The organism is Acidovorax sp. sic0104, from assembly GCF_019219095.1.
In the GTDB taxonomy this organism is placed as follows: Bacteria; Pseudomonadota; Gammaproteobacteria; order Burkholderiales; family Burkholderiaceae_C; genus Acidovorax.
This window is the reverse complement of the sequence record NZ_JAHUWH010000001.1, coordinates 559,457-573,103: the sequence shown is the minus strand read 5'-3', so window position 1 is coordinate 573,103 and position 13,647 is coordinate 559,457. Positions and strand designations below refer to the sequence as shown.

Here is a 13,647-nt window from a genome sequence, read left to right as displayed (position 1 = left end):
ATAGGAAAATGCATATGTACAGCAAATTCAAATATATGATCCTCGCCATTGCGGCCGCCGTAGCCGGCTGCGGGGGCGGAGGTGGAAGTTCCGGTGAAACCCAGGAGCACTACACAATTACCGTTCGGGCAGACAAAAACCAGTTGCCGGTAAATATTGCGAATGTGGAGGTTGGAATTGGTGTTTATCGCCCATACACAACCACTCTTTATGTCGAGGCGCGCAAGGGGAGTCTCCCGATTCCTGGCGGGGAAGATATTTTTTCCTGCAATGTGGCTGGCGGGTTGAGCTCTGGCGCCCTCTATTACCTGGATGGTGATGAAGAGCATGAGACCGAAGTTGATGACGGCAACGGTGGCAAAATCAAGGTCCCTAATGCCTATCGCAATATCACTTTGCACTCGAATGCGGGTGGGAATTCGTTCCATTTCCACGCGGGCGACCAGGCGGGAACTGCGCGAATCACCTGCACGGTAACGGACCCGCTGGACAAGCAACAAAAAACTGCCAGCGTCAATATCACTGTTGGCGGTACGACCGACAAACCAGCCAGTGTTCGCATGGTTGCCCAAGTCACTGGAGCAGGCGGCTACCTGGGGACTCGTAACAATGCGAATGGCCTCCTCAACCAGACGGCAATCCAGGCTTTTGTGCTGGACGACATGAATCAGCCCACCAGCAACTCCACGGGTGGAAATGTGCAGGTTCGCATTCTTTCGGGAACCGACGCAGGGCTGGGCGCAAGGCTGGTTTCTGGCAGCCAAAGCGGTAGCGTGCTCCAGTTGCCGGCGATCGGCGGCATTGCCACGTTCTCTCTGTTGAGCGGGACGGAAACAGGAACGGTGTTTCTCGAGTTGACAGCTGACCGGGCCGATAACAATGTCAGCAACGGTGTTGCGGACCCGATCACATCGATTTTGCCGATCACCGTACTCGAAGCAGTCACCGCTCCCATTTCGCTTGCTGATGTGACGCTGGCGGATGCAACCAAGGGTGTCGCGTATACGGCATACCTGGACGTGACTGGCGGCCTGCCGCCCTATTCCTGGTCGGCAACGGGCCTGCCACCTGGTTTGTTCATTGATCCCAGCACGGGCGTCATCAGCGGCAAGGTCGCAACTGATGCGGCCGAACGTGAATACCAGGTCAAGGTGACGGTGGTTGACAAGAACAAGCTGAGCGACACGGCGACTGTCAAGATCAAGGTCGTGGGTGGAATTCCAGAAGACTTCGCCATCGGCGATTGCAACACCAACGATTTGTGCCTGCTCGGGTCTGCACCCGTCGGAGTCAACTTTACGTACTCCTTCGTTTCGTCCACGACCGGTGTGGAATGGAAGTTCGCAGGACTGCCTGCATGGTTGACCGGCTCTTCCGCGGGGTCCGGAGGGGTTATCAATGGCACGCCTGCAGTTACGAATTGCGGCCCTGTCAGCTTCTTGGTCACTGCAACGAAGGGTGTCACATCTGTCACTCGTCGATTCGGCATCACCGTCGTGGATGGCGCGGACCCACTCACGCAAAATTGCCCTTAAGAGCTTGTGGCCGCGTTAGCACATTGCTAGCTGCGCCTCACAATTCAATCCCCGGCTCGCCGGGGATTTTTTTTGCCTCACCAGCTGATGGCCTGCGGTCCCATGTTCATTCGGTGTTGCTTTATGCTTTCTGTTGCAACGGTGGTCGATCGTTCTGGAAACCGCTGTGTGAAATATCCCCAGATTCATGCGAACGGTGCATGAACCCTAGGCAGCATTGCTATCCTTGTTGTCATTCACCCACTAATACAAGCTCATGCCCTCCACACCCCAGCAAGTCGCAATAGATTTGGACGAGCGCAGCTATCAGATCGTCATCGGCGGCGGGCTTTTGGGCGACGCCAGCACGTACGCAGGTCTCCCCAAAGCCAGCACCGCGCTAGTGGTCAGCAATACAACAGTTGCGCCTCTCTATGCATCAGCCTTGCGCACGGCTTTGGCAGCCCGCTATGCGCAGGTTCATGAAGTGCAGCTCCCCGATGGTGAGGAGCACAAGAACTGGCAAACGCTGCAAAAAATCTTCGACACGCTGCTGGAGCAAGGCTGTGACCGCAAGACGGTCCTGTTCGCTCTGGGCGGCGGTGTGGTGGGAGACATGACCGGTTTCGCCGCGGCAAGCTATATGCGCGGCGTGCCATTTGTGCAGGTCCCGACTACGCTGCTCGCGCAGGTGGACTCTTCCGTAGGCGGAAAGACCGCGATCAACCATCCCCTCGGGAAGAACATGATCGGCGCGTTCTATCAGCCGCAGCTGGTTGTTTGTGATCTTGATGTACTCGACACACTGCCGCCGCGCGAGCTCAGCGCGGGGCTGGCAGAGGTGATCAAGTACGGCCCGATTGCCGACATGGCATTTCTGGACTGGCTGGAGTCCCATATCGATGCGCTGATGGCGCGAGACCGTGCAGCCTTGGCCCACGCGGTGCGCCGCAGCTGCGAGATCAAAGCCTGGGTGGTCGGTCAGGACGAGCGGGAGTCCGGACTGAGGGCGATCCTGAATTTTGGCCACACTTTCGGCCATGCGATCGAAGCGGGCATGGGCTACGGTGCCTGGCTGCATGGCGAAGGCGTTGGCGCCGGCATGGTGATGGCGGCGGAACTGTCTTGCCGCCTGGGCCTCGTGGATGCGGCCTTTGTGCGGCGGCTCAGGGCATTGATTGCCCGCGCCGGACTTCCCGTGCGGGGGGCTTTGCTGGATGCCAAAGACAATGCCGGCCGGTACCTTGAGCTCATGCGTGTCGACAAGAAGGCAGAGGGTGGCGAGATCCGGTTCGTGGTGATCGATGGCCCTGGCCGTGCAGCGGTGCGCTGCGCGCCTGATGCGCTGGTGCGGGCCGTGATTGACGATTGCTGCGCTTCATGACGACGATGGTGAAGATGGTTGTCGTGGAGCGGGCGAGTACAGCCCCTCGCTCACTTTCATAAACAAGGCGCGGATCAGTCTTTTACTTCCGATGTTGTCCCTCGCACCCTACGCATCCGATCCAGCGCGGTCCCGGGGGCGGCGCTACGCTGAAGCTCCGGCCCCCACGCGCACCGATTACCAGCGCGACAGGGATCGCATCGTGCACTCCACCGCCTTCCGGCGCCTGGTGTACAAGACCCAGGTGTTCCTGAACCACGAAGGCGACCTGTTCCGCACAAGGCTCACACATTCGCTGGAGGTGGCGCAACTGGGCCGGTCGATTGCACGGTCACTGCGCATCAACGAAGATCTGGTGGAAGCGATCTCTCTGGCCCACGACCTGGGCCATACGCCCTTCGGCCATGCCGGGCAGGATGCGCTGCATGCCTGCATGGCGGACCACGGAGGCTTCGAGCACAACCTGCAGAGTCTGCGTGTGGTCGACAAGCTCGAGGAGCGCTACCCGCAGTACGACGGTCTGAATCTCACGTTCGAAACCCGGGAAGGGGTGCTCAAGCATTGTTCTCGCACCCACGCCGAGCAACTGGAAGCTCTGGAACCCGGTGGAGTCGGCGCGCGTTTCCTGCGCCGCGAGCAGCCCGGCCTGGAGGCGCAGTTGTGCAATCTCGCAGACGAAATCGCCTACAACGCCCATGACATTGACGATGGAGTGCGGTCCGGGCTGATAACGCTGGCGCAGTTGCAAGAGGTGCCATTGTTCGACAGATACCGCGTGGCGGCGCTGTCGAGCCACCCGGACCTGGCCCAGCCTTCGCAGCAGCGGCGCCTGCTGTACGAGGCCATACGCCGCATGCTGAGCGACCAGGTCTACGATGTCATTGACACGACCCAGGCGGCTATTCGGCGGGTAGCGCCCGATGGCGTGGATGCCGTGCGCCGTGCGCCGGCCCTTGTGATGTTCAGCGAGCCCATGCGCGAGAGTTCGCAGGTGCTCAAGCGCTTTCTTTTCAAGAATCTCTACCGGCACCCCCAGGTGATGGAAACCACCGGCCTCGCACAGCAGGTGGTGCGGGACTTGTTCGAGGCGTACACAGCATCTCCAGGTGAAATGAAGGCAGCCTTTGCAGAGCAGGCAGGCCTGGACGAAGGGCCGCTGCGGGCGCGTGCCGTAGCCGACTTCATTGCGGGCATGACAGACCGTTTTGCTGCGCGTGAGCACGAACGACTGACGGGCCTGCGCCTGTTGGCCGGCTAGGGGCGCAACGCTGGCGTGGCAAGACAGCGCGCCATCGAAAAGGCTGCTGGGCTAGGCCGGGACTGCTGGCCAAATCGCTTGGCCGCTGGCACCACGCCCCTGCGCCACGCGGATGACGCGTTTGCCCCGCGCCGTCCGGCGCCATCGGTGAAGGTGCTCTCGGAGCACGCCACGGGTGTTCGCCAGCCTGGCGAAGCGCCTGAAAAGTGCACCCCGGTAAAATCAGCGTCCCTCCTTGTGCCGCGCGCCTTTTCTCTTCATGACGCTTCCCTCTTCCGCCGGTTCGGCGCGATCCCTGGATTCTGCTGCCGCCACTGCGTTCATCAGCGACACCGTGCGCTGGCTTGAGCAGGCTGTCATCGGCTTGAACCTCTGCCCGTTCGCCAAAGGCGTCCATGTCAAGGGCCAGATCCACTATGCCTTGGCGTTGTCCGCCGATCTCGGGGAGGTGCTGGAGCTGCTGCGCGATGAGCTCACTGCACTGGTGGAGACCCCTGCGCAAAAGCGCGACACCACTTTGATCATCCTGCCGCACTGCCTGCAGGATTTTCTCGATTTCAATGACTTCCTCGGCCACGCGGAAGCATTGCTCGAGGATATGGAGCTGGACGGCACACTGCAGATCGCCAGCTTTCACCCGCAATTCCAGTTTGCCGGCACCGATGCTGACGACGTGACCAATTGCACGAACCGCTCTCCCTATCCCACGCTGCACCTGCTGCGCGAGGAAAGCATCGACCGTGCCGTCGAAGCCTTTCCCGACGCGGAAAGCATCTTCGAGAAAAACATGGAGGTGCTGGAAGCGCTGGGCCCGCAAGGGTGGACGGAGTTGGGCGTGGGCCCCAGTGGCGATGATGCCGTGACCACGGTGCGGGCGGTAGCACCATGAAGGGCCAGGCAATGAGCAAGGGTGCAGCGGCGGCATCGCCCCGCGGCCAGGCCGGGCAGGCGGGCAGGACAGGCGGCAACAAGGGCGATGGCAAGGCAGCGCAGGCGTCCCCGCCCCAGGCGCCCGAGCTCTCCGAGCTGCGCCCCGGGCAGTCGATAGAGCTGCTAAAGGAGCTGCACATCCTGACCCGCGACGGACGGCTGAACCAGGACTCGCGCCGCAAGCTCAAGCAGGTATACCACCTGTTCAACTTCATCGAACCCTTGCTGGCCGAGCTGTCATCCGGCGAACAGGGGCCCACCCTGGCCGACCATGGGGCGGGGAAGTCCTACCTGGGCTTCATCCTGTACGACCTGTACTTCAAGGCACTCGGCCGGGGACAGATCTATGGCGTGGAGACTCGCGCCGAACTGGTCGATAAATCGCGCCTGCTGGCCCACAAGCTGGGGTTCGAGCGCATGTCGTTCCTCAACGTGTCCGTGGCTGAATCCGCCGATGCAAACGAACTGCCCGCAAGGATCGACGTCGTCACGGCCTTGCACGCCTGCGATACGGCGACTGACGACGCCATCGCGTTCGGCCTGCAAAAGCGCGCCCGGGCGATGGTGCTTGTTCCATGCTGCCAGGCCGAAATGGCGGCCTGCCTGCGCCAGGGCAAGGCGCTGCAACTGGCACGCACGCCATTGGCCGAGCTGTGGCGCCACCCCCTTCACACGCGCGAACTGGGCAGCCAGGTCACCAATGTGCTGCGCTGTCTGTACCTGGAGGCCAACGGTTACCAGGTGACGGTGACGGAGCTGGTGGGCTGGGAGCACAGCATGAAGAACGAGCTCATCATCGCCCGCTACACCGGCCAGAAAAAGCGCAGTGCGGCCGAGCGGCTGCGGGCCATCCTGGAAGAGTTCGGGCTGCAAGACGCGCTCGCCAGCCGATTCGGCCTGGATCGCCAGGCGCCGGTGGATGCCTGCGCTGAGGGCGCCGCCGGGGGCTGAAGCACAGCGGCAGGCCATCTGCCCCTGGGCGTTTCAATCGGGGACAGGTTCGCCTTATCATCGCGGGCTTCGTCCATCGCGAGTTTTCCATGGCCCGTCTTCCGCGCCTGACCTTGCCCGGTCACGTCCACCACGTCATCCAGCGCGGCAACAACCGCCAGGCCATCTTCGTGGACCGCGAGGACTTCGAGGCCATGCTCTCGCTGCTGGCGGACAACGCCCTGCGCCATGGCGTGGCGATCCACGCCTACGTGCTCATGGACAACCACTTCCATGTGGTGGCGACGCCTTCCACGGCAGACGGGCTGCCGCAGATGATGCAGGCCGTGGGGCGCCGCTACGTGCAGTACTTCAATGCCCGCCATGGCCGCACCGGCACGCTGTGGGAGGGCAGATACCGCTCCACGGTGCTGCAGGCCGAGCGCTACCTGCTGCCCTGCATGGTGTATCTGGACCTGAACCCGGTGCGCTCCGGGGCAGTGGCCCAGGCTGTGGACTACCCCTGGTCCAGCCATGCGCACTGGCTGGGGCTGCGGGTGGACCGCTTGCTCACTCCACACGCCCTGTACTGGGGGCTGGGCAACACGCCTTTCGCACGCGAGGCCGCTTATGCGGCAGCCGTTCACGCGGGAATCGGCTCGCAGGACCAGACTGCGTTGACTGACTCTGCGCTCAGCGGCTGGGCGCTTGGCGACCCGGAGTTCATTGCCGAGTTGCAGAAACACACTTCCCGCCGGCTGACGCGGGGCAGGGCTGGACGGCCCGCAATGCATCTGATTCCAGAGAAAAATCAAGACTGATCCAATGCCATCAAGCGCAAATTGCTATTGTTTTTGATGTGTCCCTTATAAATCCCTGATTCAAATACTAGGGCATTATTTTGGAATCTGACCCCAATTAATATGCTTGCCACGCATGTTGCAATGCACTAATCTTCAACTCCCTGCGAAAAACATGAGGAGTGCGCCATGACCACGACGGCCGCCGAGATCCAGCATCTGCAACAACACGGTTTGTATTCATCGGGTAACGAACACGACGCCTGCGGGCTCGGCTTCGTGGCCCACATCAAAGGTGTCAAGCGCCACGACATCGTGACGCAGGCCTTGAAGATCCTGGAAAACATCGACCACCGTGGCGCCGTGGGTGCCGATCCGCTCATGGGCGACGGCGCGGGCATCCTGATCCAGATCCCCGACGCGCTGTACCGTGAAGAGATGGCCAAGCAGGGCATCACGCTGCCCGCAGCCGGCGAATACGGCGTGGGCATGATCTTCCTGCCCAAGGAACACGCCTCCCGTCTGGCCTGTGAACAGGAAATGGAACGCGCCATCAAGGCCGAAGGCCAGGTGCTGCTGGGCTGGCGCGATGTGCCGGTCAACCTCGACATGCCCATGTCGCCCACCGTGCGCAAGAAGGAGCCCATCCTGCGCCAGGTGTTCATCGGCCGCGGCAACGACGTGATCGTGCAGGACGCGCTGGAGCGCAAGCTGTACGTGATCCGCAAGACGGCGAGCGCAGCCATCCAGAACCTCAAGCTCAAGCACAGCAAGGAATACTACGTTCCCAGCATGAGCAGCCGCACGGTGGTCTACAAGGGCCTGCTGCTGGCCGACCAGGTGGGCGTGTACTACAAGGACCTGTCCGACGAGCGCTGCGTCTCGGCCATCGGCCTGGTGCACCAGCGTTTCTCCACCAACACCTTCCCCGAGTGGCCGCTGGCCCACCCGTACCGCTACGTGGCGCACAACGGTGAAATCAACACCGTCAAGGGCAACTACAACTGGATGAAGGCGCGCGAAGGCGTGATGGCCTCGCCCGTGCTGGCGGCCGATCTGCAAAAGCTCTACCCCATCAGCTTCGCCGACCAGTCCGACACTGCCACGTTCGACAACTGCCTCGAGTTGCTGACCATGGCCGGCTACCCCATCAGCCAGGCCGTGATGATGATGATCCCCGAGCCGTGGGAACAGCACACCACCATGGACGAGCGCCGCCGCGCCTTCTATGAATACCACGCCGCCATGCTCGAGCCCTGGGACGGACCGGCTTCCATCGTGTTCACCGATGGCCGCCAGATCGGCGCCACGCTGGACCGCAACGGCCTGCGCCCCTCGCGCTACTGCATCACCGATGACGACCTGGTCATCATGGGCTCGGAATCCGGCGTGTTGCCCATCCCCGAGAACAAGATCGTGCGCAAGTGGCGCCTGCAGCCGGGCAAGATGTTCCTGATCGATCTGGAGCAGGGCCGCATGATCGACGACGACGAGCTCAAGGCCAACGTTGTCAACACCAAGCCCTACAAGCAGTGGATCGAGAACCTGCGCATCAAGCTGGACAGCGTGGGCACCGACACCGCGTCCACCCCCGAAGCCGCGCCCCTGCCGCTGCTCGACCGCCAGCAGGCCTTTGGCTACACCCAGGAAGACATCAAGTTCCTGATGGCGCCCATGGCCAAGAACGGCGAGGAGGGCATTGGCTCCATGGGCAACGACAGCCCGCTGGCCGTGCTCTCGGGCAAGAACAAGCCGCTGTACAACTACTTCAAGCAGTTGTTCGCGCAGGTGACCAACCCGCCCATCGACCCGATCCGCGAAGCCATCGTGATGTCGCTGGTGTCCTTCATCGGACCCAAGCCCAACCTGCTGGACATCAACCAGGTCAACCCGCCGATGCGCCTGGAAGTGAGCCAGCCCGTGCTGGACTTCGCCGACATGGCCAAGCTGCGCAACATCGAGAAGTACACGCAGGGCAAGTTCAAGAGCGCGACCATCGACATCACCTACCCGCTGAGCTGGGGCCGTGAAGGCGTCGAAGCCAAGCTGGCGTCGCTGTGCGCGCAGGCGGTCGATGCCATCAAGGGCGGCGCCAACATCCTGATCATCAGTGACCGCGCCGTGAGCGCCACGCAAGTGGCCATTCCCGCGCTGCTGGCGCTGTCGGCCATTCACCAGCACCTGGTGCGTGAAGGCCTGCGCACCACCGCCGGCCTGGTGGTGGAGACCGGTACCGCGCGCGAAGTGCACCACTTCGCCGTGCTGGGCGGCTACGGCGCCGAGGCCGTGCACCCCTACCTCGCCATGGAAACCCTGGCCGAGATGCACAAGGACATGCCTGGCGACCTGTCGCCGGACAAGGCCATCTACAACTACGTCAAGGCCATCGGCAAGGGCCTGTCCAAGATCATGTCCAAGATGGGCGTGAGCACCTACATGTCCTACTGCGGCGCGCAGCTGTTCGAGGCCATCGGCCTGAACACCGACACCGTGGGCAAGTACTTCACCGGAACCGCCAGCCGCGTGGAAGGCATCGGCGTCTTCGAGATCGCCGAGGAAGCCATCCGCATGCACAAGGCCGCGTTCAGCGACGACCCCGTGCTCGCCACCATGCTGGACGCTGGCGGCGAATACGCCTGGCGCACCCGCGGCGAAGACCACATGTGGACGCCTGACGCGATCGCCAAGCTGCAGCACAGCACGCGCGCCAACAACTGGAACACGTACAAGGAATACGCCCAGATCATCAACGACCAGAGCAAGCGCCACCTCACGCTGCGCGGCCTGTTCGAGTTCAAGATCGACCCCTCCAAGGCCATCTCCATCGACGAGGTCGAGCCCGCCAAGGAAATCGTCAAGCGCTTTGCCACCGGCGCCATGTCGCTCGGTTCCATCTCCACCGAGGCGCATGCCACCCTGGCCGTGGCCATGAACCGCATTGGCGGCAAGAGCAACACCGGCGAAGGCGGTGAGGACGCAGCGCGCTACCGCAACGAACTCAAGGGCATCCCGATCAAGCAGGGCGACACCTTGAAGAGCGTGATCGGCGCGGCCAACGTCGAGGTGGACCTGCCCCTGCAGGACGGCGACTCGCTGCGCAGCCGCATCAAGCAGGTCGCGTCGGGCCGCTTCGGCGTCACGGCCGAGTACCTCTCGTCGGCCGACCAGATCCAGATCAAGATGGCTCAGGGCGCCAAGCCCGGCGAAGGCGGCCAGCTGCCCGGCGGCAAGGTGTCCAACTACATCGGCAAGCTGCGCCACAGCGTGCCGGGCGTGGGCCTGATCTCGCCCCCGCCGCACCATGACATCTACTCCATCGAAGACCTGGCCCAGCTGATCCATGACCTGAAGAACGTGGCACCGCACGCCAGCATCAGCACCAAGCTGGTGTCCGAGGTGGGCGTGGGCACCATCGCCGCGGGCGTCACCAAGTGCAAGAGCGACCACCTCGTGATCGCCGGGCACGACGGCGGCACGGGCGCATCGCCCTGGTCGTCCATCAAGCACGCGGGCGGTCCGTGGGAAATCGGCCTGGCCGAGACCCAGCAGACCCTGGTGCTCAACCGCCTGCGCGGCCGTGTGCGCGTGCAGGCCGACGGCCAGATGAAGACCGGCCGCGACGTCGCCATCGGCGCGCTGCTGGGCGCCGATGAGTTCGGCTTCGCCACGGCACCGCTGGTGGTCGAGGGCTGCATCATGATGCGCAAGTGCCACCTGAACACCTGCCCCGTGGGCGTGGCCACGCAGGACCCCGAGCTGCGCAAGAAGTTCTCCGGCAAGCCCGAGCACGTGGTGAACTACTTCTTCTTCATCGCCGAAGAAGTGCGCCAGATCATGGCCCAGCTCGGCATCAAGAAGTTCGACGACCTGATCGGCCGCTCTGACCTGCTCGACACCCGCGCAGGCATCGCGCACTGGAAGGCTCGTGGCCTGGACTTCAGCCGCCTGTTCGCCCAGCCCAACGTGCCGGCCGACGTGCCACGCTTCCATGTGGACGTGCAGGACCACAACATCACGAACACGCTGGACCGCAAGCTCATCGAGCGCAGCAAGCCCGCCATCGACAAGGGCGAGCGCGTGCAGTTCATCGAAGTGGCGCGCAACGTTAACCGCTCCGTGGGCGCCATGCTCTCCGGCGCCGTGACGCGCGTGCACCCCGAAGGCCTGCCGGACGACACCATCCGCATCCAGCTCGAAGGCACGGGCGGGCAGTCGTTCGGTGCGTTTCTCACGCGCGGCATCACGCTGTACCTGATCGGTGACGCCAACGACTACACCGGCAAGGGCCTGTCGGGCGGCCGCGTGATCGTGCGCCCCAGCATCGACTTCCGCGGCGAATCCGTGCGCAACACCATCGTGGGCAACACGGTGATGTACGGCGCCACCACGGGCGAGGCCTTCTTCAGCGGCGTGGCCGGCGAACGCTTTGCGGTGCGCCTGTCGGGCGCCACGGCGGTGGTCGAAGGCACGGGTGACCATGGCTGCGAATACATGACCGGCGGCACCGTGGTGGTGCTCGGCAAGACCGGCCGCAACTTCGCGGCCGGCATGAGCGGCGGCGTGGCCTATGTGTACGACGAGGACGGCCAGTTCGACACGCGCTGCAACATGTCCATGGTCACGCTGGAGCGCATCCTGCCGGCATCCGAGCAGGAGGCGACCGTGCCCCGCTCGATCTGGCACGGCGGCCAGAGCGACGAGGCACAGCTCAAGAAGCTGCTGGAAGACCACAACCGCTGGACCGGCAGCAAGCGGGCCCGCGAACTGCTGGACAACTGGGCCGCCTCGCGCGGCAAGTTCGTCAAGGTCTTCCCGACCGAGTACAAGCGCGCACTGGCTGAAATTTATGAACGAAAAGTGCTTGAAGAGCCCGCTACGCCTGCGGTAGCAGCTCCTCAAAAGGAAGCAGTTCCCGCCAAGTGAGGCGCGCTGCAACCCCGCACTCCGATTCATAGATAGAGATACAAGGACACCGTCATGGGAAAGACCACCGGCTTCATGGAATACGAGCGCATCGAAGAGGGCTACAAGCCCGTCGGCGAGCGCCTGAAGCACTACAAGGAATTCGTCATCGGTCTCGATGACGCGCAGGCCAAGATCCAGGGCGCGCGCTGCATGGACTGCGGCACGCCGTTCTGCAACAGCGGCTGCCCCGTCAACAACATCATTCCGGACTTCAACGACCTGGTCTATCACCAGGACTGGAAGAGCGCGATCGAGGTGCTGCACAGCACCAACAACTTCCCCGAGTTCACCGGCCGCATCTGCCCCGCGCCCTGCGAGGCCGCCTGCGTTCTCAACGTGAACGACGACGCCGTGGGTATCAAGTCCATCGAGCACGCGATCATCGACCGCGCCTGGGACGAAGGCTGGGTGCAGCCGCGCCCCGCCAAGCACCAGACCGGCAAGAAGGTCGCCGTGGTGGGCTCGGGCCCCGCGGGCATGGCAGCAGCGCAGCAACTGGCGCGCGCCGGGCACAGCGTCACGCTGTTCGAGAAGAACGACCGCATCGGTGGCCTGCTGCGCTATGGCATCCCTGACTTCAAGATGGAGAAGTCGCACATCGACCGCCGTGCCAAGCAGATGGAAGCCGAAGGCGTGACCATCCGCACCGGCGTGTTCGTGGGCGCCGCCAAGGATGGCCTGGGCAAGGATTCCAAGGTGACCAACTGGGCCAAGGAAACCATCACGCCCGAGCAACTGCACAAGGACTTCGACGCCGTGCTGCTGACCGGCGGTGCCGAGCAGTCGCGCGACCTGCCCGTGCCCGGCCGCGACCTGGACGGCATCCACTTCGCGATGGAGTTCCTGCCGCAGCAGAACAAGGTCAACGCGGGCGACAAGCTCAAGGGCCAGCTGCGCGCCGACGGCAAGCACGTCATCGTGATCGGTGGCGGCGACACCGGTTCCGACTGCGTGGGCACCAGCAACCGCCACGGCGCCGTGAGCGTCACGCAGTTCGAGCTCATGCCCCAGCCACCCGCCGAGGAAAACCGCCCCATGACCTGGCCCTACTGGCCGATCAAGCTGCGCACCAGCTCCAGCCACGATGAAGGCTGCGAACGCGAGTTCGCCATCTCCACCAAGGAGTTCATCGGCGAAAAGGGCAAGGTCACCGGCCTCAAGACCGTGCGCGTCGAATGGAAGGACGGCAAGATGGTCGAAGTGGCCGGCTCCGAAAAGGTGCTCAAGGCCGACCTCGTGCTGCTGGCCATGGGCTTCGTGAGCCCTGTGGCCGCCGTTCTGGAAGCCTTCGGCGTGGACAAGGACGCCCGTGGCAACGCCCGCGCCACCACCGAGTTCGACGGCGGCTATGCCACCAACGTGCCCAAGGTGTTCGCCGCTGGTGACATCCGCCGCGGCCAGTCGCTGGTGGTGTGGGCGATCCGCGAAGGCCGCCAGGCCGCGCGGGCCGTGGACGAGTTCCTGATGGGCTATTCGGATTTGCCGCGCTGAGCTTGCAAGATCTCCAGGTCCCGCCCGTCTCGGGCGTTCAACGGCGCCAGCGGGCGCCGTTTTTTATGGCCGCGCACGATGCACGATGCGGTGTTGTGAACGTGGCTGAGGCACGTGGGCGAACTGCCGGGCGGTGCCTGGCCCGACCGTCCGGGCGGCAATTTCTGCCGCATGGACCCTGTCGTCACCCGGTTTCGCCTTTCTTGGCACAATCGGAACCCATGTCGGTAGGGGGCAAATACCCATCAGCGGTTTTTTGTTTTCCGCGTGCAGGTGCTTCAAATTGCAAACATACATGAATGTATGTTTAAGTCTTCGGCTACCATCACTGCTGCCGCCTCCCCATTTTTCCTGGCCCCGGCCAGTCCCGGATCG

Annotated in this window: 8 protein-coding genes; all 8 read left to right on the top strand. The window is 63.3% G+C overall.

What is annotated here, in order from left to right; all coding sequences use genetic code 11:
• Positions 1–14 precede the first annotated feature (14 nt).
• Entirely contained in the window at positions 15–1,535 is a 1,521-nt protein-coding gene (locus tag KW835_RS02675; protein ID WP_218380716.1) for an Ig domain-containing protein, read from the top strand.
• 256 nt (positions 1,536–1,791) lie between these two features.
• A complete protein-coding gene (aroB, locus tag KW835_RS02670) occupies positions 1,792–2,898 on the top strand; it encodes a 3-dehydroquinate synthase (protein WP_218380715.1) in 1,107 nt (368 codons plus the stop codon).
• A 91-nt stretch (positions 2,899–2,989) separates the two neighbouring features.
• On the top strand, positions 2,990–4,156 hold the full coding sequence (locus tag KW835_RS02665; RefSeq protein WP_218380714.1) for a deoxyguanosinetriphosphate triphosphohydrolase: 1,167 nt from the start codon (positions 2,990–2,992) through the stop codon (positions 4,154–4,156).
• 259 nt (positions 4,157–4,415) lie between these two features.
• A complete protein-coding gene (locus tag KW835_RS02660) occupies positions 4,416–5,045 on the top strand; it encodes a DUF1415 domain-containing protein (RefSeq protein ID WP_218381044.1) in 630 nt (209 codons plus the stop codon).
• 11 nt (positions 5,046–5,056) lie between these two features.
• Entirely contained in the window at positions 5,057–6,037 is a 981-nt protein-coding gene (locus tag KW835_RS02655) for an SAM-dependent methyltransferase (RefSeq protein ID WP_255593200.1), read from the top strand.
• A gap of 89 nt (positions 6,038–6,126) precedes the next feature.
• Positions 6,127–6,837 (top strand): transposase, encoded by a 711-nt coding sequence (locus KW835_RS02650; protein WP_218380713.1) that lies wholly within the window; start codon positions 6,127–6,129, stop codon positions 6,835–6,837.
• A gap of 168 nt (positions 6,838–7,005) precedes the next feature.
• Positions 7,006–11,739: a glutamate synthase-related protein gene (locus KW835_RS02645; protein WP_218380712.1), complete on the top strand. Its 4,734-nt coding sequence runs from the start codon at positions 7,006–7,008 to the stop codon at positions 11,737–11,739.
• 54 nt (positions 11,740–11,793) lie between these two features.
• Complete coding sequence (locus tag KW835_RS02640) at positions 11,794–13,272, top strand: glutamate synthase subunit beta (protein WP_218380711.1); 1,479 nt, start codon at positions 11,794–11,796, stop codon at positions 13,270–13,272.
• The last annotated feature ends 375 nt before the right edge of the window (positions 13,273–13,647 follow it).

Bases quoted from the DNA above. Each gene is read 5' to 3' on its own strand.
- KW835_RS02675 (WP_218380716.1), top strand. From the start codon at position 15: ATGTACAGCAAATTCAAATATATGATCCTCGCCATTGCGGCCGCCGTA.
- aroB (WP_218380715.1), top strand. From the start codon at position 1,792: ATGCCCTCCACACCCCAGCAAGTCGCAATAGATTTGGACGAGCGCAGC.
- KW835_RS02665 (WP_218380714.1), top strand. From the start codon at position 2,990: ATGTTGTCCCTCGCACCCTACGCATCCGATCCAGCGCGGTCCCGGGGG.
- KW835_RS02660 (WP_218381044.1), top strand. From the start codon at position 4,416: ATGACGCTTCCCTCTTCCGCCGGTTCGGCGCGATCCCTGGATTCTGCT.
- KW835_RS02655 (WP_255593200.1), top strand. From the start codon at position 5,057: ATGAGCAAGGGTGCAGCGGCGGCATCGCCCCGCGGCCAGGCCGGGCAG.
- KW835_RS02650 (WP_218380713.1), top strand. From the start codon at position 6,127: ATGGCCCGTCTTCCGCGCCTGACCTTGCCCGGTCACGTCCACCACGTC.
- KW835_RS02645 (WP_218380712.1), top strand. From the start codon at position 7,006: ATGACCACGACGGCCGCCGAGATCCAGCATCTGCAACAACACGGTTTG.
- KW835_RS02640 (WP_218380711.1), top strand. From the start codon at position 11,794: ATGGGAAAGACCACCGGCTTCATGGAATACGAGCGCATCGAAGAGGGC.